The sequence below is a fragment of the Belliella pelovolcani genome (assembly GCF_900156785.1).
GTDB lineage: Bacteria > Bacteroidota > Bacteroidia > Cytophagales > Cyclobacteriaceae > Belliella > Belliella pelovolcani.
This window is the reverse complement of the sequence record NZ_FTOP01000019.1, coordinates 1-21,857: the sequence shown is the minus strand read 5'-3', so window position 1 is coordinate 21,857 and position 21,857 is coordinate 1. Positions and strand designations below refer to the sequence as shown.

At 38.6% G+C, this 21,857-nt stretch carries 22 protein-coding genes and 1 pseudogene; 12 read left to right on the top strand and 11 right to left on the bottom strand.

Features of this window, described 5'->3' with window-relative positions; genetic code table 11:
* Positions 1–10: 10 nt before the first annotated feature.
* The 3 genes from BW935_RS16110 (at position 11) to BW935_RS16100 (ending at position 3,060) form a co-directional block, all read left to right on the top strand.
* On the top strand, positions 11–1,303 hold the full coding sequence (locus BW935_RS16110; protein WP_076502820.1) for an aminopeptidase P family protein: 1,293 nt from the start codon (positions 11–13) through the stop codon (positions 1,301–1,303).
* A gap of 1,097 nt (positions 1,304–2,400) precedes the next feature.
* A complete protein-coding gene (locus BW935_RS16105) occupies positions 2,401–2,697 on the top strand; it encodes a type II toxin-antitoxin system HigB family toxin (protein ID WP_076502819.1) in 297 nt (98 codons plus the stop codon).
* A 3-nt stretch (positions 2,698–2,700) separates the two neighbouring features.
* Complete coding sequence (locus tag BW935_RS16100) at positions 2,701–3,060, top strand: helix-turn-helix domain-containing protein (RefSeq protein ID WP_076502818.1); 360 nt, start codon at positions 2,701–2,703, stop codon at positions 3,058–3,060.
* Between the two features lie 320 nt (positions 3,061–3,380).
* On the opposite strand, the gene tsf is transcribed toward BW935_RS16100, so the two are convergent.
* From tsf to BW935_RS16075, 5 genes are all read right to left on the bottom strand, one after another.
* Positions 3,381–4,211, bottom strand: a complete 831-nt coding sequence (gene tsf, locus BW935_RS16095) for a translation elongation factor Ts (RefSeq protein WP_076502817.1) — start codon at positions 4,209–4,211, stop codon at positions 3,381–3,383.
* 203 nt (positions 4,212–4,414) lie between these two features.
* Entirely contained in the window at positions 4,415–5,176 is a 762-nt protein-coding gene (rpsB, locus tag BW935_RS16090) for a 30S ribosomal protein S2 (RefSeq protein ID WP_076502816.1), read from the bottom strand.
* A gap of 45 nt (positions 5,177–5,221) precedes the next feature.
* Entirely contained in the window at positions 5,222–5,608 is a 387-nt protein-coding gene (gene rpsI, locus BW935_RS16085) for a 30S ribosomal protein S9 (RefSeq protein WP_076502815.1), read from the bottom strand.
* 12 nt (positions 5,609–5,620) lie between these two features.
* Positions 5,621–6,064: a 50S ribosomal protein L13 gene (gene rplM / locus BW935_RS16080; RefSeq protein ID WP_076502814.1), complete on the bottom strand. Its 444-nt coding sequence runs from the start codon at positions 6,062–6,064 to the stop codon at positions 5,621–5,623.
* Between the two features lie 275 nt (positions 6,065–6,339).
* A complete protein-coding gene (locus tag BW935_RS16075) occupies positions 6,340–7,050 on the bottom strand; it encodes an RluA family pseudouridine synthase (RefSeq protein WP_076502813.1) in 711 nt (236 codons plus the stop codon).
* Positions 7,051–7,423: 373 nt separating this feature from the next.
* Between BW935_RS16075 and BW935_RS16070 the strand changes: the two are divergent.
* Positions 7,424–7,678, top strand: a pseudogene (locus tag BW935_RS16070) (HipA family kinase); the annotation flags it as partial.
* A gap of 10 nt (positions 7,679–7,688) precedes the next feature.
* Here the strand turns inward: BW935_RS16070 and BW935_RS16065 are convergent.
* The 3 genes from BW935_RS16065 to BW935_RS16055 form a co-directional block, all read right to left on the bottom strand.
* Entirely contained in the window at positions 7,689–8,753 is a 1,065-nt protein-coding gene (locus BW935_RS16065; protein WP_076502812.1) for a sensor histidine kinase, read from the bottom strand.
* Positions 8,754–8,764: 11 nt separating this feature from the next.
* Positions 8,765–9,454 (bottom strand): response regulator transcription factor, encoded by a 690-nt coding sequence (locus BW935_RS16060; RefSeq protein WP_076502811.1) that lies wholly within the window; start codon positions 9,452–9,454, stop codon positions 8,765–8,767.
* A gap of 149 nt (positions 9,455–9,603) precedes the next feature.
* Positions 9,604–10,395 (bottom strand): DUF3108 domain-containing protein, encoded by a 792-nt coding sequence (locus BW935_RS16055; RefSeq protein ID WP_076502810.1) that lies wholly within the window; start codon positions 10,393–10,395, stop codon positions 9,604–9,606.
* 185 nt (positions 10,396–10,580) lie between these two features.
* Between BW935_RS16055 and recA the strand changes: the two genes are divergently transcribed.
* Positions 10,581–11,612, top strand: a complete 1,032-nt coding sequence (gene recA / locus BW935_RS16050) for a recombinase RecA (protein ID WP_076502809.1) — start codon at positions 10,581–10,583, stop codon at positions 11,610–11,612.
* 274 nt (positions 11,613–11,886) lie between these two features.
* On the opposite strand, the gene BW935_RS16045 is transcribed toward recA, so the two are convergent.
* On the bottom strand, positions 11,887–13,134 hold the full coding sequence (locus BW935_RS16045) for an ABC transporter permease (RefSeq protein WP_076502808.1): 1,248 nt from the start codon (positions 13,132–13,134) through the stop codon (positions 11,887–11,889).
* A 126-nt stretch (positions 13,135–13,260) separates the two neighbouring features.
* Here BW935_RS16045 and queA point away from each other — a divergent pair, with 126 nt between their 5' ends.
* From queA to BW935_RS16020, 5 genes are all read left to right on the top strand, one after another.
* Positions 13,261–14,310 carry a tRNA preQ1(34) S-adenosylmethionine ribosyltransferase-isomerase QueA gene (gene queA / locus BW935_RS16040; RefSeq protein WP_076502807.1) on the top strand — a complete coding sequence of 350 codons (1,050 nt, stop codon included), beginning with the start codon at positions 13,261–13,263 and terminating at the stop codon, positions 14,308–14,310.
* 78 nt (positions 14,311–14,388) lie between these two features.
* Positions 14,389–15,060: a 2-C-methyl-D-erythritol 4-phosphate cytidylyltransferase gene (locus tag BW935_RS16035; RefSeq protein WP_076502806.1), complete on the top strand. Its 672-nt coding sequence runs from the start codon at positions 14,389–14,391 to the stop codon at positions 15,058–15,060.
* A 115-nt stretch (positions 15,061–15,175) separates the two neighbouring features.
* Entirely contained in the window at positions 15,176–15,967 is a 792-nt protein-coding gene (locus BW935_RS16030) for a LiaF transmembrane domain-containing protein (protein ID WP_076502805.1), read from the top strand.
* A gap of 14 nt (positions 15,968–15,981) precedes the next feature.
* Entirely contained in the window at positions 15,982–17,040 is a 1,059-nt protein-coding gene (locus tag BW935_RS16025) for a sensor histidine kinase (protein WP_076502804.1), read from the top strand.
* Positions 17,018–17,752, top strand: coding sequence for a LytR/AlgR family response regulator transcription factor (locus BW935_RS16020; RefSeq protein ID WP_076502803.1), 735 nt, complete (start codon positions 17,018–17,020; stop codon positions 17,750–17,752). Before BW935_RS16025 ends, BW935_RS16020 begins: the two co-directional genes overlap by 23 nt.
* Positions 17,753–17,812: 60 nt before the next feature.
* On the opposite strand, the gene BW935_RS16015 is transcribed toward BW935_RS16020, so the two are convergent.
* Positions 17,813–18,034 carry a DUF2795 domain-containing protein gene (locus BW935_RS16015; protein WP_008625540.1) on the bottom strand — a complete coding sequence of 74 codons (222 nt, stop codon included), beginning with the start codon at positions 18,032–18,034 and terminating at the stop codon, positions 17,813–17,815.
* Positions 18,035–18,113: 79 nt separating this feature from the next.
* Positions 18,114–19,361, bottom strand: a complete 1,248-nt coding sequence (locus BW935_RS16010) for a DUF349 domain-containing protein (RefSeq protein ID WP_076502802.1) — start codon at positions 19,359–19,361, stop codon at positions 18,114–18,116.
* Positions 19,362–19,498: 137 nt separating this feature from the next.
* On the opposite strand from BW935_RS16010, the gene ettA reads away from it, so the two are divergent.
* Both ettA and BW935_RS16000 read left to right on the top strand, forming a co-directional pair.
* Entirely contained in the window at positions 19,499–21,178 is a 1,680-nt protein-coding gene (gene ettA, locus BW935_RS16005; protein ID WP_076502801.1) for an energy-dependent translational throttle protein EttA, read from the top strand.
* 293 nt (positions 21,179–21,471) lie between these two features.
* The gene (locus BW935_RS16000) at positions 21,472–21,672 is read left to right on the top strand and encodes a hypothetical protein (protein WP_076502851.1); all 201 of its coding nucleotides are present in this window, start codon (positions 21,472–21,474) and stop codon (positions 21,670–21,672) included.
* Positions 21,673–21,857: the final 185 nt, after the last annotated feature.

Below are 21,857 nucleotides of genomic sequence, written 5' to 3'. Positions count from 1 at the left end.
CAAACGCAAAATGAAATATACCCCCCTTCCAAAAGAACTTTACATCAAAAATCGTCAGAAGTTAAGCGAAAAGCTCCCAGCCAAATCCATAGCTGTTTTTCATTCCAATGACATCATGCCTACCAATGCGGATGGTACCATGCGATTCAGACAGAATAATGATATTTTTTACCTTTCTGGAATTGATCAGGAAGAGTCCATTTTGGTAATATGTCCAGATTTCCCAAATCCTGATATGCGGGAGGTTTTGTTTTTGCGTGAGACCAACGAGCATATTGCCATCTGGGAAGGACATAAATATACCAAAGAAGAAGCCTTCGAAGCTTCAGGAATTCAAAATATCCAATGGGTCACGAATTTCGAGCAAGTGCTCAATACACTGATGGCCTTGAGTGAACATGTCTTCCTCAATACCAACGAACACCTCAGAGCTGATGTGCAAGTGGAGAGTAGGGATGCGAGATTTATCAAGTTATGTAAACAAAGGTACCCGCTGCATACCTATCATAGGGTAGCTCCTTTGATGCATCAATTGAGGGCAGTAAAGGAGCAAGAGGAAATCAATCAGATGCAAATCGCCTGTGACATTACTGAAAAAGGCTTTAGAAGAATCCTCTCTTTTGTGAAGCCGGGTGTTACAGAATATGAAATCGAGGCGGAATTTATCCATGAATTTATCCGAAATAGAAGTAAAGGTTTTGCTTACGAACCCATCATCGCTTCTGGTGCAAATGCTTGTGTGCTGCATTACATCGAAAATAAAGAAATCTGCAAGGATGGAGACTTGATCCTTTTTGATGTAGGAGCGGAGTTTGGCAACTACAATGCTGATATGTCTCGCACTATTCCTGTGAATGGTAGATTTACCAAAAGACAAAGGTCAGTTTATGATGCAGTCCTTCGGGTGCAAAGAGCAGCTATGGATATGCTGACACCAGGCACAAATATTCAAGACTATCACAAGGAAGTTGGATTGATTATGCAGTCCGAGTTGGTGAGTTTGGGCTTGATCGATCAGACAGATATCAAAAACCAAGACCCAAAATGGCCTGCCTACAAAAAATACTTTATGCACGGAACCTCACACCATTTAGGTTTGGATGTGCATGATGTAGGGACGATGTATGAAGCGATAACTCCCGGCATGGTTTTCACCGTAGAACCGGGGATTTATATTCAAGAAGAAGGTTTGGGGATTCGGTTGGAAAATAACATTGTGATTCAAGACAACGGTAACTTCGACCTGATGCGCAATATCCCGATAGAAGCAGAGGAGATAGAGGAGCTGATGAATAAAGCATAAAGAAAGGAGGAATTCAGAAGGGTGAAGGATGAACTGCTTGCACAAAGATGCATAGAAGCAAAAGTGATCAGCTAAGTTTGGTCTTTAGCTGGTGGATGCAATGAAGCGAGAAGTAAGATGCAAGAAGCAAGAAATAAGACACTAGAAATTAGATACAATAATTAAGAAGCTAGAGAGGTTTCCATAAGCACAAGCCTGAAGGGCTTCAACATTTTAATAGCCCCGTATGAAATGCGGGGAATAAAGATGACAGTTGGGAGCGACAACCCCGAAGTGGGTTGAACTCCTTTAATCGAAACAAGAATCAAGATATAAGAAAATAGAAGCTTGAGACGAGATGTTAGAAGTAATTTTTAACAGCTACGAAGTAGTTTAACTTTGAATCCCCGGGTTGCTACCCGGGGTTTGAAGTTGATGATGAGGATAACAACCCCGAAGCGCTTGTCCGAGTATCGCTATCGGTACGGGAGGTTGAACTTCTTCATTTTTAGGGGAAAGTAAAGCTTGTTCATTGTGCTTATTTTATTTTTAGACTAAAAATTTTTTCAAAAATACAAGCTCAATAAAATCATATATAAAAGAATGATTTTAGACTATAAAACCTGATTTTATGCAATGAATACTTTTTAATTAGGATTTTTCCGTTATTAATTATTTCAAAAAATATTTGGAACTAATTTTATTTTCATCTATCATTGGAAATATTAAATTCTTAACTATAAAATATTTTTATGAAAAAGTATCTATCTATCTATCTATCTATCTATCTATCATCCCTTCATTAACAGGAAGTAAGTTTTTTCAAAACCTGACAGGTATACCTTTTACGAAGATTTTCAGTTTTTAACGATTACATCAATCTCGATTTCAACTTTTCCTTTGATCCCAAAGGGATCACTTGTCTATAGCATCGAACATGCCAAAAAGAGTACGACCCCAGCGGGGTCAAATAGCTCGTCTTAGTTCTTTTCTATAAACATATGACCTCTACGAGGTCTTTTTTAGGATTTAAAATCAGTAAATAAGCATAGTAAATTAATTACATATTTCGTAACTTTGTTTTGTAATATAGAATAATTTATTCTTATAAAAATTTAATGAGGATCGTTACTTGTAAACGAATACAGGAATTTGCAAAAAAGCATGCTGATGTTGAATTGCCATTGCGATTCTGGTATTCTACTACAAGTAAGAAAGAATGGGGCTCTTTAAATGATATCAAAAAAGATTTCAATTCGGTTGATTATGTAGGGAATCATCGATTTGTTTTCAATATCAAGGGAAACAATTATCGGCTGATTGCTATAATTTCATTCAATGCCAAAAAGGTTTATATCCGATTCATTGGTACACACGCAGAATATGATAAAATACAGGATATTCAAAATATTTAAAACATGATTAAATCCGAAAAAGAATATCAAGCAATCTTAAATAGGGTAGAAGAGCTACTTTCGAACCCTGATAATATAGAAAATTCAGATTCCAAAAGTTACATTGAGTTGAACTTGCTTTCTGATTTAGTTGCAGACTATGAAGAGAAATACTTCCCTATTCCTAACCCAACTTTGTCGGAAGCTATAAGGTTGCGTATGCAAGAACGAGGCTTAACACAAAAGTCTCTTTCAGAATATCTTGGCGTAAGTACCTCAAGAATCAGTGAGTACTTAAATGGAAAAAGTGAGCCAACGCTTAAAATTGCCCGAGAAATCAGTAGAAAATTAGATATCGAAGCTTCTATAGTACTTGGTGTTTAGTATCTTTTCGTTGGAACGGGAGATGATTAGGTTTAAAATCACTTTTAAAAGTTTCGAGTGAGCCCTATGAAAAAAAATGGATACTAAAACCTTCGAGGTTCTAAAAACCTCAAAGGTTAGCAACTCAGACCCTTGTGGTTTCCAAAACCTCGAGGGTCTTTCTCCTTGGAATTAACTTAAACTCGATATTACTTTTAATCCAAAACCTTCGAGGTTCTAAAAACCTCAAAAAGGTTACAAAAAAAAGCCGACTCCTCTCGAAGTCAGCTTTTTTGCTATGTATTAATCTAAAATCTGAAATCTAAGATCTTAAATCTAAATTACCCTATAGATACTCTTTTGAAAGCAGCTACGGTCATGCCTTTGCTTACTTTGTCAAGGTACTGAGCGATAGATAAAGAACCATCTTTCACAAATGCTTGGCTAAGCAATGTGTTTTCTTTGTAGAACTTGTTCAATTTACCCAATGCGATTTTTTCAAGCATTTCTTCAGGCTTACCTTCTTGTCTAGCTTGGTCTTTACCTACTTCGATTTCTCTCTCGATCACAGAAGCATCTACACCGTCTTTGTCAACAGCTACTGGATTCATCGCAGCAATTTGCATCGCTACATCTTTACCTGCCTCTTCTACGTCTGCACCGCTAGTGTTGGTCAAAGCTACCAATACACCCAATTTACCATTGGAGTGGATGTAAGGAACTACCGCCTCGTCTTTCACTACTTCAAAGTGAGAGATTTCGATTTTCTCACCGATTTTACCAGTCAATTCGATGATTTTCTCTCCTATTGTGATTCCTTCAAAAGGAAGTGCTTGGATGTCTGCAACAGAACTTGCATTATTTTCAGTTGCCAATTCCAAAGCAGTATTAGCAAAAGCCACGAATTCTTCGTTTTTAGCAACAAAGTCAGTTTCACAAGTCAAAGAAAGCAAGTATCCTGTAGTACCGTCAGCGCTAACTTTGGTTACGATAGTTCCTTCTTTGGTCTCTCTATCAGCTCTAGAAGCAGATACTTTTTGACCTTTTTTTCTAAGGATGTCAATAGCTTTTTCGAAATCTCCTTCAGCTTCGGTAAGGGCTTTTTTACAGTCCATCATACCGGCACCGGTCATTTGTCTCAGTTTGTTTACTTCTTGTGCAGTAATAGCCATTGTATTGTCAATTTATGAGATTAAACTTTTTTCTATTTCAATAAAACTTCAAAAATCTTGGCAATGAAGACCTTTGAGGTTTAAGGGTATGTGTATTGCTCAACCTAGATTGTAAAAACCTCAAAGGTCAGGCAAAAACAAAAAATTGAACACAGGTGTGTACCGTATGTTCAATCTTTTGTAATGTATTTCAAAGTAGTGGATTACTCTTGTGTATCGGCGTCCACAGCTCTTTTTGCTTCCTCTTCTTCAGTGAGTTTAGCATCTTCTTTGTCTTTCTTTCTTTCAGAAAGTCCTTCTTCGATAGCTGCGCCAAACGCTTTTACAAGCAAAGAGATTGATTTGAAAGCATCGTCATTGGATGGGATAGGGAAGTCTACCTCGTTAGGATTAGAGTTTGTATCTACCAATGCGAATACAGGGATACCAAGCTTCTGTGCTTCGGCGATAGCGATGTGCTCTCTTTTGATGTCTACTATAAACAAAGCAGCTGGAAGTCTAGTCAGGTCAGCGATACCACCCAATACTGATTCCAATTTCTCTCTTTGTCTAGTGATCATCAGACGTTCTTTCTTCGCCAAGTTCTTGTAGCCGTCTTCTTTCATCATTTTATCGATGGTAGACATTTTCTTCAAGGACTTTCTGATTGTAGCGAAGTTAGTCAACATCCCACCTAACCATCTTTCAGTTACGTAAGGCATGTTAAGTCTTCTAGCTTCATCGGCTACCAAGTCTTTCGCTTGCTTCTTAGTCGCAACGAACATGACTTTTTTACCTGAGCGTACGATCTGCTTGATTGCGTTGGATGCTTCGTCTAGGCAAACAAGCGTTTTGTTAAGGTCGATGATATGGATACCGTTCTTCTCCATGAAGATGTACGGAGCCATTCTCGGGTCCCACTTTCTAGTTAAGTGTCCGAAGTGAACACCAGCATCCAGTAAGTCTTTATATTCTATTTGTGCCATTAAAATATGATGTTGTTTCGATATAAAATGTGAAGAATCTCCAGATTAACGTTTAGAGAACTGGAATCTTCTTCTTGCTTTTCTACGTCCTGGCTTCTTACGTTCTACCATTCTGGAGTCACGAGTTAAGAAACCTTCTTTTTTCAATGCTTCTCTGTGGTCAGCGTTGATTTCGCAAAGTGCTCTGGCAATTGCCATTCTTGCTGCTTCTGCTTGACCTTTGATTCCGCCACCGTCCACGTTGATTTTGATGTCATAAGCTCCATCTTCGCCAACAAGGGCAAGGGGCTGCTTAACTACGATCTGGTGCAGATCAAATGGGAAGTAAACTTCGATGGTTCTGTTGTTCACAGAAATCTCACCTTTGCCTGGTTGCATGTAGATTCTCGCAACAGACGTCTTTCTTCTACCGATTGTGTTGATAATTTCCATAGACTGCTTTGATTAGAATTTATGTTCTTTAGGTTGCTGTGCAGCATGTGGGTGCTCAGGGCCATTGTACACAAATAAGTTTCTGTACAATTGTCTTCCAAGTCTATTCTTTGGAAGCATTCCTCTTACTGCTTTTTCTACCAAGATTGAAGCTGATTTGTCTTTCAATAGTCTTGGTGTAGAAATACGCTGACCTCCTGGATATCCTGTGTGACGAACATATACTTTTTCGTTCCACTTTTTACCAGTCAATCTAACCTTGTCTGCATTGATGACAATCACGTTGTCTCCGCAGTCTACATGAGGGGTATAAGAAGGCTTATGCTTACCTCTCAAGATTTTCGCTACCTCACTAGAGAATCTACCTAATACTGCAGCCTGGGCATCCACTACGATCCAGTTTTTTTCTACAGTTGCGGCATTCGCTGATACGGTCTTATAGCTTAATGTATCCACTGTGTAAATGTTTAATTATGAGCTTGTTAAATATATTTCACCCTCAAAAAGGGACACAAAGATAGAAGTAATTTCTTTTCTATGCAAAAGAAACATCATTATTACCCACATTTTCATGTGATTATGAATAATTTTTGATGCTTATATAGAATCCAATACTATGATTGATCCTAAAGCGGTACAATCAGATTGAATTCATTTTCTCACCTTAGACCTATTTTATTCTTATCGAATTTTGTCCAACATGATGCATCCCAATAAATTGGCTTCATCACTTAGGCTGTTTTTTCCAGCTGCTTGATCAATACCTGCATGTCTTTGGGGTAGGGAGCTTCTACATAAATCTCCTCGCCCTGAATTCCAGTAAATTTCAAAGCAAACGCATGGAGCGAAACACGCTGCATGATCGGTAATTCTTCTGTGCCTTGTTTGAGATTGAATCGCCTTTTGAGTGCAGATAGGAAGAGTGGTTTGCCGCCGTAAGTCTCGTCTCCACAGATCGGTGACTTCAAGTAAGCTAGGTGTACCCTGATTTGATGAAGTCTTCCAGTGATCGGTTTGCATTCTATTAAGGAATGCTTGAAATAAGTCCTGACTGTATTGAAAATAGTCTGGGCTGGCTTGCCATCTTTGCTGACTTTGGCGATTCCCTTATTGTTTGCAAGTAAATTGCGGTCCACGAGTAAGTCTTTATATTCGTGTATGCCTTCTACTACTGCATGATAGATTTTATCAACTTTTCTGTCTTCAAACTGGATGGCGATATTACGGTAGGCTTCAGGGTGCTTGGCTATTGCTAGGCAGCCCGAGGTCTCCTTGTCCAGACGATGACACACCTGGGCATCAGGGGTGTATCCTTTGGCCAAGTCCAGAATATTCTGGGCCTCATGCCGGTCATCCAATGTCGATAAATATGGAAGCTTATTGATCACGAGGTAATCCTCATTTTCAAACAGAATAAGATCTTTAAAATCAATTTTCTTCATGCAGCTTCTTAACCCAATAAGGGCGCAAAAGTATGGAAATAAATCAAGTAGAAGAAATTTTGACAAAAGAATATTTTGAGATTGTATAATAGAACTCCGTATGAGGGACCGACATCTTAGCCATGGGTTTCAACCCATAGTAAAAGATGGTAGCTGATGGGTTCATTGTTGTAAGTACGATCGATCTTCAGGATAATCTAATGTCGTTTATCCCTGCGGGACTTTCGGCGGAGATTGTTTTTTTTCCCGAAGACTGAAGCCTACGGTTAATACGATATCCGTGTCGCTGGTGTTTTTAATTCGGAAATCTCTCTTTTCTTTAGCCTTTACATTTCCTCTTTTATTTTACCTTTGGGATAAGAAAAACTACCGAATGAATAATCAAATACCAAATTCAAAACTGCGCACCGTCAATGTCATGCGCTATGTCATGCCATTGCGGGAAGGGGGTTCTTTGCCCGCTTTGGCAGATGCGGATGATGGATTTAGCTATGTATTGAAGTTTAGAGGAGCGGGTCAGCGTGAAAAGGCATTGATCGCTGAGTTGCTTGGGGGAGAAATTGCCAGATTGCTCGGCTTCAAAGTTCCTGAATTGGTTTTTGCCAATTTGGATGAAGCTTTTGGAAGAGTTGTATAATTTATTTGTCGCTTGACTCTTTCTTTTTTTCTTTTTCTACTGGCAAAGAAAAACTGAATATGGAGCCTTTGCCCAATGTGCTGCTGACGGCAATTTTACTATGGTGGGCTTCTAAAATATGTTTGACAATCGCCAACCCCAACCCAGTACCGCCTTTTTCTCGAGAGCGACTTTTTTCTACCCTGTAGAATCTTTCAAAAATCCTTTTGAGGTCTTCAGGTGGAATGCCTTGGCCATTATCTTTGACCTCAACACTATGTTGGCTTTTGTTCGTTTGCAGAATAACCTCCACTTCACCACCATCATGATTGTATTTGATGGCGTTAGAAATCAGATTTTGGCATACTCTGAATATTTTGTCTTTGTCGGCTGTGGTAACAAAAGTCTTGGACTTGTCATAGAAGAAGCGAATCAAGACGTCTCGCTTTGCCGCCTTTTGCTCTAATTCCTCAATTACTTCTAATATCAAATCTTTCAGGTCAAATTTCTCAAAATGAAATTTAATCACACCACTTTCCATCTGATTGAGCGTAAGTAAATCTTGAACCAGTTTGTCAAGAGAGTTGAGGCTTTTGGCGGCTCTTTTTAAGAACTTATACCTCACTTCCTCGTCATCCACTGCGCCATCCAAAAGAGTATGGATAAAACCTTGAGCTGCAAAAATAGGAGTCTTGAGTTCATGCGAAATATCAGCTATAAACTCCCTTCTGAAAGCCGCATTCTTTTGTAATGTTTCTATTTCCTTGTTTTTAGCAAGGGCATATGAGTTGATGGTTTTGTTGATTTTGCGTAGTGGGGAGATGGATGTACGAGTAGACTTTTCACTGATGGAAGAAATGTCTTTCTTTTGAATTTTTTCTAATACAGTGTAGATATTACTGATTTCCTTAAAGATCAAGAATTCCAATGTGACATTCATCAGAATGTAAGAGACCGAAAATGAAATTGCTCCAGCGACCAAAAGTAAGGTAGCTGTGGCATCATCCATCAGATATAAAAATGCCACCGTCAAGGCAGAAATGGCAATTGCCAAAATAAAAGAGATCCCCCTTGAAGTGGTAAGCATGTGTGATTAGATCAGTTCAGTTCGAATTTATACCCTACGCCTTTGACAGTAGTGATGTAATCGTCTCCGATCTTTTCTCTTACTTTTCTGATATGAACATCGACGGTCCTAGCTAAGACAAAGACATCGGCACCCCAAATATTTTGCAAGAGTTCATCTCTACTGAAAACCATATTAGGGTTTTTTGCAAGGAAATACAATAGTTCGAATTCTTTTTTCGGTAAAATGATCGTCTTGCCACTCTTGTCAATGGTGTAGCTGGTTCGATCTATCGTCAGATCTTTGATCTTGATTTGGGTGAGTTCTTGCTCTTTTTTGGCCTCTCTTCTAAAAAGTGCCGCGATTCTACTCATCAATGCGCGCGGTTTGATAGGTTTGGTGATGTAGTCATCAGCGCCTACATCAAAGGCTGCTACCTCTGAATATTCCTCAGACCTAGCCGTAAGGAAGATGATAAAAGTGTTTTTAAGTTCTGGGATTTCTCTGATTTGCCTACAGGTCTCTACACCATCTTGGTTGGGCATCATGATGTCAAGCAGAATGACATCTGGTTGGAATTTGGAAGCAAGTTTGACGCCTTTAATCCCGTCCTCGGCCGTTTCTACTTCATAGCCCTCTTTTTTGAGGTTATAACTCAGTATCTCTATGATATCTGGTTCATCATCGACAACAAGGACTTTGACTTTCTGTTTTTCACTCATGGCTATGCCGCTGGTTTCTGGTTTAATTCTGATGCTAATTTAGAAAAAGACCTCACATAAATTTGCTTCTTATTGATTGAGAAACCTAAAAACAACAGAAAATTTTTATTTGACTCCCTAATGTTAAGCCATTGTTAACGGAGTGTCAATTAATTATTACGCAATCCTTTGGCTTCTGTGATATCCATATTGAGTGCGCCGACCATCAGCCGTGCTTTGATCTTCAATGGGATTTTGTTCTGATCATCAGAGACCCATACTGTCACTGGATGTTCTCCTCTGAATAATTTATTGGCAGGCATAATTGGTGTAAACATAAAGGTATCAAAGTCTCCTACTTGAGTGGATAGCTTCTCTTTGCCTTCATATATTAATTTTAGGTTATATATTTCCTTGTCAAAAAATCCAGTGATATGGATGATGTCTCCTTTCTTGTACTTTTTCAAATCCATGGTGCGGAGTAGATAAAATCCACTCACAATATCTTGTACATTGGTAGGGACTTTGTAATCCTTAGTATCGACCACTTTTTTATTGTCTCTATCGTACAGTCTCACTTTGGCATTACCTTTTTCATGGTCGAAGATCACTCTTTCATTTTTGCGGTATTTGCCCTCTTCAATGAATCTATAAGATTGATATGGGATGATTTTGGTAGTATCTAAGTAGCTTCCCCAGGTATCATTTACTTTGAATAACTTGAATAACCCAAGGGTCTCTCCAGTCACATCTATTCTGTAGACAGGTTTACTATTGATGGTGCTTACCATTGGATAAACTTTCATTTTTGCTTCCGCAGCATCTAGAAAGCCGTAAGAAACTTTAAAAGTGAGTTCTTCCCCTTGCTTGAAAGCATTGTTTTTTTGTTGGGCAAATCCAGAGAGGCATCCCAAGCTGCAAAAAAATGCGACAATTAGTGACTTAAATAAATGATTTTTCATTAACTTTTATTTTCTGAACAAGTCTTTTCAAATCTTATTCCAATATTTACAGTTGATAACTTGTTAGCATTATTTAACCTTTGCTAGGTACGGATTATCCGACTATGTTGTTTATGATGGTTGGTTCTCCAAGTATCAATCATTAATTTCACAAATTCAAATCAAGAAAAAGTTAATATTCAAATATGAGCGCAAATACAGAAAAACTCAAAGCCCTGCAGTTGACCATTGATAAGTTGGAGAAGACTTATGGAAAAGGTACTGTCATGAAACTCAGTGACAATAAAGTCCAGGATATCCCAGCTATTTCCACAGGTTCCTTGGGCCTAGATATGGCTTTAGGTATTGGTGGGATCCCTAGAGGTAGAGTAATTGAGATTTATGGTCCAGAATCTTCTGGTAAGACAACCTTGACCATGCATTGCATAGCGGAAGCTCAAAAGGCTGGGGGGTTAGCTGCATTTATAGATGCTGAACACGCATTTGATAAGACTTATGCCGAAAAATTAGGTATTGACACAGAGAACCTCTTGATCTCTCAGCCTGATAATGGCGAGCAGGCACTGGAAATTGCGGAGCATTTGATTCGGTCTGGAGCGATTGATATTATAGTGATTGATTCCGTGGCAGCTTTGGTTCCCAAGGGTGAGCTTGAAGGTGATATGGGAGATAGTAAGATGGGGCTACAGGCAAGGTTGATGTCTCAAGCCTTGAGAAAGCTCACTGGTGCAATCAATAAAACAGGTTGTGCTTGTATCTTTATCAATCAATTGAGAGATAAGATCGGGGTGATGTTTGGAAGCCCTGAGACTACCACTGGCGGTAATGCCTTGAAGTTTTATGCTTCTGTAAGGTTGGATATAAGAAGAATCGGTCAGATCAAAGAATCTGCTGATAATATACTTGGTAATAGAACTAAGGTTAAGGTTGTTAAAAATAAAGTTGCCCCTCCTTTCAAAGTGGTAGAATTTGATATCATGTATGGGCAAGGCATCTCCAAAGTAGGAGAAATCATTGATCTAGGTGTGGAGTTTGATATCATTAAGAAGGCAGGTTCATGGTTTTCTTATGAAGGTAATAAGCTTGGTCAAGGTAGAGATGCCGTTAAGTCCCTACTTCTGGACAACCCAGAATTGATGGAAGAATTAGAAAAGAAGATCAAGGAAAAAGCAGGTCTAGGGGCAGTGTCTTTACCTGAAGAACTGGGAGAAGATTAAGGTAAATGTAGCGTTTGGAAATGTGAACAACTAAATAAAACCTGTATTTAAATAATATGTATATCTGCAATAAGAAAACTAACCAATTTAAATTGGGTGCTGGATCAATCCGATACTAATAGATATTGGATATTCATTGATATTGGCTTGAAATCATATATTTATTCCAATTTTAGGTTCTACTGACAAGAAAGCGGATAATCATGTTAAATAAATAGTAAAAAAAGACCTGCTGGAAAGCGGGTCTTTTTTTATTTAAGAATAATTTGTTTGGTCAATTTGATCTGATTGCTTCTACGGGGTCCAATCTGGCAGCCAGGGTCGCAGGGACTATCCCAGAGACAACTCCAATCATAGAAGATACTCCTAGACCTAGGATAATATTACCAAAGGTAAGGGTCAATTCCAACGATCCCAATTGTATAAAAGTAATCAGGTAGACTAGGATGATTCCGGCAATTCCTCCTATAAGACTGAGAAACATAGCTTCAAAAAGAAATTGGAATAAGATAAAGTAATTTTTAGCACCAAGGGATTTTTGTAGACCTATGATGCTTGTTCTTTCCTTCACAGATACAAACATGATGTTGGCTATTCCAAACCCTCCGACAAGGATAGAAAATCCTCCTATCACCCAGCCCGCACCACTGATCACATCAAAAATAGATCCGATTGTATTCATGATAAATTCAGACTTATTGAGGGAGAAGTTATCTTCTTCGGTGGGTTTTAGTCCTCTTTTAGCACGGAGCAATCCTTTGACTTCATTTTCTAAGGCAATCAAGCCAGCATCATCTTCTTGACCTTTCATAGCGATGCTTGGACCAAGTCCATACCTGCCAACATTATAAAGTTTGGTAAATGTCCCATAAGGAACCATCACAGCTTCATCCTTAGAAGGGGTGTCAAATAAGGCTTCACCTTCTTCTTCAAATACACCAATGACAAAGAATTTTTGACCACGTATTTTCAATTCTTTCCCCAACGGGTCGCTGTTTGAGAAAAGTGAATTGGCGATTTTGGTTCCTATTAGAATGACATTACGAGCCGAGTTGATTTCTAATTCTGTAAAGAATCTTCCAGCCCCTATTGGTACATCATAGACGTCTTTGTAAGTGAAAGAAACCCCTTTGAGAGAAGTCCCACTATAAGAATTGTTGCCCGATTGGACGGTTACATTCGCATCTGCAAAGATGGTGATGCCATCTGCATTTCTAACATTGTCTCTTAGAAAAGTATATTCTGCAAAAGTATTGTTAGGCCTTCTGAAGTATTTCCACCAAGGAAAATCTGGGCCTCCAGCAGAGTAGTCAAACTTATCTACAGTCATAACATTATTGCCAAGAAAACTCAGACTATTCTTAATATTATTCTCAAGAGAGTCGACCAAGGTGAAAACAGCAATAATGGCGAAAATTCCGACTGTCACCCCCAACAAAGATAGAATTGTTCTAGTGAGGTTGGCTTTTAAAGCTTGGAGAGCAAATAGGATGCTTTCCCATACTAGTTTGATTACGATCACGGCAAATACATGTTGATATAAAAACTAATTCACAAGATAGCATACATTTAGGGATTTTTCTTGTTAACTTTGCACTTTTTACGAAGTATCGTAAAATTAATCTTAAGCACACTACATTCATTCTATATGAAGTTATCCGATTTTAAATTCGAAGTTCCAAAAAAACTTATTTCCCTTTATCCAGCTGAGAACAGAGATGAGTCTCGTTTGATGGTTGTTCACAAAAAAACAGGTGAAATCGAACACCGAATGTTCAAAGAAATCACTGATTACTTTGGAGATGGAGATGTTTTTGTGATGAATAACACGAAAGTATTTCCTGCCAGATTATATGGAAACAAAGAAAAAACAGGGGCTAAGATTGAAGTTTTTCTTTTAAGAGAGCTCAATCAGGAATTGAGACTTTGGGATGTGCTCGTAGATCCAGCGAGAAAAATCCGTGTTGGTAATAAACTTTATTTTGGAGATAGTGATTTGGTTGCAGAAGTAATAGACAACACTACTTCTAGAGGAAGGACGATTAGATTTTTATTTGATGGAACCGATGAAGAGTTTTATAAAACGATCGATACTTTAGGAGAGACACCTCTTCTCAAAGAATATATAGATAGAAAAATTGAGCCAGAAGACAGGGAGAGGTATCAGACAATTTTTGCAGAGCATGTGGGGGCTGTTGCTGCCCCTACAGCGGGACTTCACTTTACACCGCATTTGCTGAAGAGGCTTGAGCTAAAGGGTGTAGAAGTGTCACCTATAACCTTACACGTAGGTCTCGGAACATTCCGTCAAGTAGATGTAGAGGACTTGACCAAGCACAAGATGGATTCTGAAAATTATGACATTCCACAGCGCACAGTAGATCTTGTCAATGAAGCTTTGGACAATAAAAAAAGAGTAGTAGCAGTAGGTACTACAACATTGAAGACAATAGAATCTTCTGTGACAGCTAACAATAGATTAAAAGTAAGTAATGGTTGGACTGATAAATTTATCATCCCACCATATGACTTCAAAATTGCGAATGCCTTGATTACTAATTTTCATTTACCAGAATCAACCTTACTGATGACAGCTTCGGCATTTGGTGGATATGATTTGGTGATGAAGGCTTATCAAGAAGCCATCAAGGAAAAATATAGATTCTTCTCCTATGGAGATGCAATGTTGATCATTTGATAACAGAAAGGCTCCTCGAGAGCCTTTTTTTATTTTTAATATTTCCTCAACTTTGGCCATTCAAATTAAAATGTATGTATGAATAAGTATGCGGTAATTGTAGCAGGAGGAAGCGGCACTAGAATGGGTGCTCCTATGCCCAAGCAGTACCTCCCAATTGGTGGGATGCCTGTTTTGATGCATACTTTGAGAAAATTTGTAAGGGCAGTTTTCAATATTAAGCTGATTCTAGTGATCCCAGCGAATGATTTTGAATTGTGGACAGAGCTGTGTGAGCAACATCAATTTCAGATACCACATCAAGTGGTAGCGGGAGGGAAAAGTAGATTTCAATCAGTGAAAAATGGTTTAAATATGATCCCTGATCATGAGGGCCTAGTAGCCATTCATGATGGGGTAAGGCCTTTTGTAGAAGCTGAGGTGATTCAGTCTAGCTATGAAGTAGCCGCTAAGTCAGGTAGTGCTATTGCTGTGGTTGCGCTCAAGGATTCTATCAGGAAGCTACAAGATGACGGGAAATCTGTTTTTCAGGAGAGACAATACTTTAGATTGGTGCAGACCCCGCAGACTTTTCAGGTATCAAAAATCAAGAAAGCTTTCGAAGTCCCAGAGTTGCATACCTTTACTGATGATGCTACAGTTTATGAACATCAAGGCTGGCAGGTGGAATTGATCGCTGGCAACTTGGAAAATATCAAAATCACAACTCCAGAAGACTTGGAATACGCAGAGTTTTTACTGCGTAAATAATTTCACCGATCAAATTTTGGTTTTTACCGAGTTTTGGATGTGCTCCACCTATTGATGGCGCAATGTGATTGAAGTCTGATGTATTTTTGTTTCATCAACTTTAAACATTATCCACATGACGAATCAAAAATTCAGCAATCAAAGTAACAATTACACCCTAGGGGTGATTTTGATTGTGGTCGGGGCGATCATTTTGATCAAAAAACTCGGCTTCATCCTTCCTTTTTGGCTTTTTACCTGGCCAATGATATTTATAGCAGTAGGCTTGGTGATTTTAATCAATTCTCAATTCAAAAATGGGTTTGGCTATTTTATGCTCATTTTTGGATCCTTCTTTATGTTGAAAAAGTACGTCGATTTGCCCGCAGGTTTTGAGGGCTATGTGATCGCTTTTGGGTTAATAGGTGCTGGTTTGTATTTCTTGATCAATCAGAAAAAGACTCCAGATAAGCTTTTTGGGACAGGAAGCCAAGGCTTTTCAGGTTTTAATGCTACCGCACAGGATGCTGAAGTAGTAGACGAGGAGGGAAATTCAAAAGAACAAGCTTCTAATAATTTTGGATTCGAACCAGAAATCATTTCGTCTCAAGCTTTCTTGTCTGGTGATCAAAAGCGCATACTTTCCAAAAATTTCAAAGGGGGTAAAATCTCTGCGATTTTGGGTGGGGCCGAGATCGACCTTAGTCAAGCCGATATGACTGAGCCAGCTATGCTCAACATCGAAGTGGCACTTGGAGGTGTCAAATTGGTCGTGCCTCCGCATTGGCAAGTCCAAGTAAATGTTTCCAATGTATTAGCTGGTGTGGAAGACAAGCGTTTGTATCAAAATGTAAGTCCAGACCCTAAAAAGATTTTAAAAATATATGGCTCAGTGATTCTTGGAGGCTTGGAGATTAAATCATTCTAAACCAACTTGTACCTGTGATCAGTCAAGTATTCAAATTTTCTAGCTCACTATGGTACAAAGCCATTCCGATTATCTTGCTATGGATAATTGGAGTGGCTTATTTGATTCAGTCTTATGGTGCAAGTCTAATAGCTGCATTTGTAGATGTAGGTATTTGTACTTTTTATTTGGTGTTGGGTTTTTTTCTTTTAGAGAATATTTTTAAGTTCTACACGCCACAAGGTAGGCGGTTATATATTTTTATTGCTTTTCCTTTTTTGATTTCCTTGATTGTTTTCTATTCAGGCATGTTCACTGTTGAGTTTTTCTTAAGAAATGAAGAAGCTTATCTAGGTTTCATGGCTGATTCATTTATAGTAAAATTATTCATCACTTTTTTGCTTTGTCTTGGCTATGCCTTGGTCTTGCTTTTGCAAACTAAGCTAGAATCCCAGTTACAGCACAAAGAAAGAGAAGAGCAGATCCAAAAACTCGCCAAAGAAGCTGAGCTTTATCAATTGAGGCAACAATTGCAGCCGCATTTCTTGTTCAATAGCCTCAACTCTATCAGTTCATTACTTCACCGAAATCCTGAGCGAGCACAAGAAATGGTGATTCAGCTCTCTGAATTTCTCAGAAGAACCATCAGGAAAGATGATCAGAAATGGATTTCTGTGGAGGAGGAATTAGCATTTTTACATTTATTTGTAGGCATAGAAAAGGTTCGGTTCGGCCATCGATTGTGCATTGATTTTGATCAAAAAGGAGAAGTTGCTGTATGTAAATTACCTCCTTTGCTTGTTCAACCTTTGTTAGAAAATGCAATCAAGCATGGCTTATATGGCTTACTGGGAGAGGTGAATATAAGTGTATCTTTTAGCCTAGAAGAGGCTTACTTGGTGGTTAGAATTATTAATCCATATGATCCTCAAGCAGGGCAAGCTACAGGAGAGGGCTTTGGTCTTGAAGTGATTAAAAGAAGGTTGTTTCTTTTGTTTGGTAGGCATGACCTGTTGGCTACTCAGGCTGATTCCATGTTGTTTAAAGTTCAAATCAAAATACCCCAAAACTATGATCAATATCATCATCATTGATGACGAGCCCTTAGCGGCATCGCTTGTAGAAGATTATTTAGCCGACTTCCCAGAAGCTGTGATAAAAGCAATATGCCATGATGGATTTGAAGGACTGAAGGCGATCAAAGAGCATAACCCAGATCTTATATTCCTAGATGTACAAATGCCAAAAATTACAGGGTTTGAAATGTTAGAACTACTTGAAAAAGCTCCAGCAGTGATTTTCACCACAGCTTATGATGCTTACGCCATGAAAGCTTTTGATGCTCATGCTGTGGACTATCTTTTGAAGCCGTTTTCCAAAGATCGCTTTGCTATTGCTTTTGAAAAATTCGTCAAACTCCAAGGAAATGAAGAAAAACCAATTGAAACGATTTTGTCTAAAATCGATTTTGGCGGACCTTCGGAGCGCATTGTGCTCAAGGATAAAAACGAGATTAAGATTATTCCTTATTCAGAAGTGAGGTACTTAGAAGCAAATGACGATTATGTAAATATTTACACGGCTGAAGGAAAATTTTTAAAGAATAAGACGATGAAATTTTTTGAATCAACACTTAATCCTAAGCAATTTGTTAGGGTGCATCGGTCTTATATTGTCAACCTTGGAGAGATTACTAAGATTGAGCCATATGAAAAAGATGGATATTTGCTGTTGTTGAAGTCGGGAGGAAAGGTGCCTGTAAGCAAGACAGGTTATCCAAAACTCAAGCAGGTCTTGGGACTATAATAGAAAGGGGCTTTGATCAGTATTGAATTAATAAAAAAAAGAGCCTAAAGTGGCTCTTTTTTAATATTCGTCTTCATTGAAGAAGAAGTCATCTTTTGTAGGATAGTCCGGCCAAATCTCCTCGATGTTCTCGTAAGGCTCACCGTCATCTTCCAGTTCTTGGAGGTTTTCTACAACTTCCAAAGGAGCACCCGAACGAATTGCGTAATCGATCAATTCGTCCTTGGTTGCAGGCCATGGAGCATCTTCTAAGTAGGATGCAAGTTCTAATGTCCAGTACATAGTGTCAATATTTTAATTGTTTACCGCCTTAACGGGTTGCAAAAATAGAAATTGTTTTAAATTTTCAATCTTTAACTGATTATTTGTTTGAAAGTTCCTTTAAGATAAAATTTTTCACATCAATTTTTCTCCTAAATGCACTGATCTTTCTCCTCATCATAATTTCAAAATCTGGCTCCTGACTTCTGAAGTTTTCCGAATTTTCTTTCACTGTTCTCAATTCGCTCTCGTCCCTATGAAGTAAATCTTTGAGTATGACTATTTTGATTTTGGCTTGTTCTTCATCTGATTTGTCCCTGAAGTCATCGTATTTTGATATCGCAAGCCTATTCAAGAATGATTTTTCAAAAACAATTTCTGAATAAAAGATGAAATTTCTAGTGATCAAGTTAGCATCTCTTGGACGCGTTTGACTCAAGGGTTTCCATTCTGCTTGAAGCTTTTTAGCTTGTGAGGTTACCATAGGAGTGCTTTCCTGATACGCAAGTTTTTTCATTTCTTCGGTGATCGATTCCATTTTGGCGATCACTTCTCTTGGGTTAAGTCTTGGCCCGGATTGCATTTCCCTTCTGAATCTACTGAATATACGGTTGTTCAGTTTAGAAAATTCATCCCAGAGTGGCTGTCTTTTTTCAGCTGGAACTTTCCCGGATGCTTTCCATTCTTTTTGGATTCTCTTGCTGATTTCAAATGCCTTTTTCGCATCGGGATTGTTGAAGGCTTCTTGTGCTTGCCTCACAAGGTCTTCGTAGACTTTAATATTTTCTTCCGCTTGCAAGGCTAGGCCTTCAAAGAATTGCTTTCTGTTTTCAAAGAAGGTATCCACTGCTGTATTGAAGGAGTTTTCAATTTCTTCTTCAAATTCCTTTTCCACTGGACCAGTCTTGATCCACCTCAACTTCAGCTCTTTGAATAGCTCTGAAGTTTCTTTCCAATCTGTGTTGTTTTTGAGTGTTTCTGCTTCTAAAATTAACCCACGCTTGATCTCAAGATTTCTTTCTCTATTCTTCTTGATGATGTCTTCTAGATAGGCTTCTAGCTGATTGAGGTCTTCTATCAATGGGACAAAATCTCCCAATGCATCGTATTGCATCAAAGAATCTCTCAAATGGATCAGTTTCATTAGAAATGATCCTTTGTTTTGATTCTCTTCTATGTCTTTTTTAAGATTCTCTACTTTCTCAGTGACTGTAGCAAATCTGTCTTCAAAGTACTTTAGGGTGGATGCCTTGTCTTCTTTGACTTCGCCGATTATTCTATCGGGCTGGCCCAAAAATCCCTTCAAAAATACCTTATCGTCCTTAATGTATCCGTATGGATGCTCCATTTTGATTTAATAGGTTGTAGTGGTTTATATTCTATACTAATTGCAAATTAATTAATTCGAAATCATATATCCTAAGAAAGCCCTTTTTTTGCATCTTTGTTCCTTAAGTTGACGAATTTTAATCAAAAACACAGCAAATGAGCGGAGAGAAGATCATATTTTCAATGGCTGGGGTATCCAAAATCTACCCCCCTCAAAAGAGAGTACTCAAAGATATCTATCTATCATTTTTCTATGGAGCCAAAATCGGCGTCCTAGGCCTCAATGGATCAGGTAAAAGTTCCTTATTAAAGATCATTGCAGGAATAGATAAAGAATTTCAGGGTGAGGTAGTATGGTCGCCTGGCTATTCAGTAGGCATGCTGGAGCAAGAGCCTCAACTAGATCCCACCAAAACAGTAAAGGACATCGTGGAAGAAGCAGTTTCGGAGACTGTCGCGCTTTTGAAAGAGTTCGAAGCGATCAACGAGCAATTTATGGATCCTGCCTTGATGGAAGACCCTGATGCCATGGATAAGCTGATCGAGAAGCAAGGGGATGTACAGCAGAAGCTTGACGCTGCCAATGCTTGGGAGTTAGAGACCATGTTGGAGAAAGCTATGGATGCGCTTAGATTGCCACCAAGTGATGCTATTGTTGGGAATCTTTCTGGTGGCGAAAAAAGGAGAGTAGCGCTTTGTCGACTTTTGCTTCAAGAACCGGATGTATTGCTCCTTGATGAACCTACCAACCACCTCGATGCTGAGTCAGTTCTTTGGCTTGAGCAACATCTCAAACAATACAAAGGAACTGTCATCGCAGTAACTCACGATAGGTATTTCTTGGATAATGTTGCGGGATGGATCTTGGAATTGGATAGGGGAGAAGGGATTCCTTGGAAAGGAAATTATTCTTCTTGGCTAGATCAAAAGCAAAATAGACTGAAACAGGAAGAGAAAACTGAATCTAAAAGGCAAAAAACGCTTGAAAGAGAATTGGAATGGATCAGAATGACTCCCAAGGCTCGTCAGGCCAAAGGAAAAGCGCGTCTAAGCGCTTATGACAAACTGATCAGCGAAGAAGGTAAGGAAAAAGAAGCAAAGCTAGAGCTTTACATCCCACCAGGGCCTAGATTGGGCGCAAAGGTAATCGAAGTCAATGGCGTTTCTAAAGCATTTGGAGATAAGTTGCTTTTTGAAAATTTATCTTTCAATCTGCCTCAAGGTGGAATTGTAGGAATAATTGGTCCCAATGGTGCTGGTAAATCTACACTCTTCAAATTGATAACTGGGAGAGAAAAAGCAGATGCTGGCAACTTCGAAGTAGGAGAGACGGTAAAGCTCGCTTATGTAGATCAAGAGCACGACAGCTTGGATCCAAATAAGTCAGTCTATGAGTCGATCTCTGGAGGAAACGAAATCATCAAGCTTGGAAACAAGGAAATGAATGCTCGTGCTTATGTAGGAAAATTCAATTTTACAGGTTCTGATCAAGAGAAAAAAGTTGGTGTACTATCCGGTGGAGAGCGCAATAGAGTTCACTTGGCGATGACACTTAAGGAAGGCGGAAATCTTTTGTTGCTAGATGAACCTACCAATGACTTGGATGTGAATACGCTAAGAGCTTTGGAAGAAGCATTGGAGAATTTCGGGGGCTGTGCGGTGATCATTTCCCACGATAGATGGTTTTTGGATAGGATTTGTACCCATATCTTGGCATTTGAGGGAGATTCTCAAGTATATTGGTTCGAAGGTAACTTCTCCGATTATGAAGAGAACAAGAAAAAACGTCTCGGTGATGTGACTCCTAAAAGGATTAAGTATAAGCCTTTGAGGTAATAAAAAAGCCCTCAGTCAACTGTCAACAGACTATAGTCGATTTGAAATGAACTTTATACAATATTATCAATGGCTATAGGTGTAATAGCTGATATACATATTAAATATTTGTGTAAACGATTTCTTAGAATTAGCCACCTAGAACAAAGTGAATGCTATATTTGGAGCTGCTGTGAACTGTTGATCATGGATAATTATGTAATTTAATTTGGTAATTGCATATAATAAACCATCCTTAAACTTTTGGGTTTAGGATGGTTTATTTATTTTTATCAATCAATGAAAATGAACTTATGAACAAAAAAATACTCAATATTGCCATCGCTATCCATGCAGCTATTTTAGCTCCGCATTATTTGGGTTTTGAATATCTTGGAAGTATCAGAGGGGCGATCTGGGCTTCTTTTACTTTTTTGTTATTAGCAAACTTCCTACACATCGCTTGGCTGGAATGGAAAAAGCAAAAAGAGATCAAGTCCAAGCAAAAATTATAAGTATTTTTGAAGAATCACTTCTGAAATATTTTTCATTTAAACAGGTTTAGAAATCATTTGTTAGCTTTTTTAAATCACTAAGCTCTTTTTTCCTGACTTCGACACTGGGACACCCAAAATCAAAAATCGAACATTTTTGCCAGTTTTTGCTGACCCTCGTTCAAAAACAGGGTTTTTCTCAGCTT

Bases quoted from the DNA above. Each gene is read 5' to 3' on its own strand.
- BW935_RS16110 (WP_076502820.1), top strand. From the start codon at position 11: ATGAAATATACCCCCCTTCCAAAAGAACTTTACATCAAAAATCGTCAG.
- BW935_RS16105 (WP_076502819.1), top strand. From the start codon at position 2,401: ATGAGGATCGTTACTTGTAAACGAATACAGGAATTTGCAAAAAAGCAT.
- BW935_RS16100 (WP_076502818.1), top strand. From the start codon at position 2,701: ATGATTAAATCCGAAAAAGAATATCAAGCAATCTTAAATAGGGTAGAA.
- tsf (WP_076502817.1), bottom strand. From the start codon at position 4,211: ATGGCTATTACTGCACAAGAAGTAAACAAACTGAGACAAATGACCGGT.
- rpsB (WP_076502816.1), bottom strand. From the start codon at position 5,176: ATGGCACAAATAGAATATAAAGACTTACTGGATGCTGGTGTTCACTTC.
- rpsI (WP_076502815.1), bottom strand. From the start codon at position 5,608: ATGGAAATTATCAACACAATCGGTAGAAGAAAGACGTCTGTTGCGAGA.
- BW935_RS16075 (WP_076502813.1), bottom strand. From the start codon at position 7,050: ATGAAGAAAATTGATTTTAAAGATCTTATTCTGTTTGAAAATGAGGAT.
- BW935_RS16065 (WP_076502812.1), bottom strand. From the start codon at position 8,753: ATGCTTACCACTTCAAGGGGGATCTCTTTTATTTTGGCAATTGCCATT.
- BW935_RS16060 (WP_076502811.1), bottom strand. From the start codon at position 9,454: ATGAGTGAAAAACAGAAAGTCAAAGTCCTTGTTGTCGATGATGAACCA.
- BW935_RS16055 (WP_076502810.1), bottom strand. From the start codon at position 10,395: ATGAAAAATCATTTATTTAAGTCACTAATTGTCGCATTTTTTTGCAGC.
- recA (WP_076502809.1), top strand. From the start codon at position 10,581: ATGAGCGCAAATACAGAAAAACTCAAAGCCCTGCAGTTGACCATTGAT.
- queA (WP_076502807.1), top strand. From the start codon at position 13,261: ATGAAGTTATCCGATTTTAAATTCGAAGTTCCAAAAAAACTTATTTCC.
- BW935_RS16035 (WP_076502806.1), top strand. From the start codon at position 14,389: ATGAATAAGTATGCGGTAATTGTAGCAGGAGGAAGCGGCACTAGAATG.
- BW935_RS16030 (WP_076502805.1), top strand. From the start codon at position 15,176: ATGACGAATCAAAAATTCAGCAATCAAAGTAACAATTACACCCTAGGG.
- BW935_RS16020 (WP_076502803.1), top strand. From the start codon at position 17,018: ATGATCAATATCATCATCATTGATGACGAGCCCTTAGCGGCATCGCTT.
- BW935_RS16015 (WP_008625540.1), bottom strand. From the start codon at position 18,034: ATGTACTGGACATTAGAACTTGCATCCTACTTAGAAGATGCTCCATGG.
- BW935_RS16010 (WP_076502802.1), bottom strand. From the start codon at position 19,361: ATGGAGCATCCATACGGATACATTAAGGACGATAAGGTATTTTTGAAG.
- ettA (WP_076502801.1), top strand. From the start codon at position 19,499: ATGAGCGGAGAGAAGATCATATTTTCAATGGCTGGGGTATCCAAAATC.
- BW935_RS16000 (WP_076502851.1), top strand. From the start codon at position 21,472: ATGAACAAAAAAATACTCAATATTGCCATCGCTATCCATGCAGCTATT.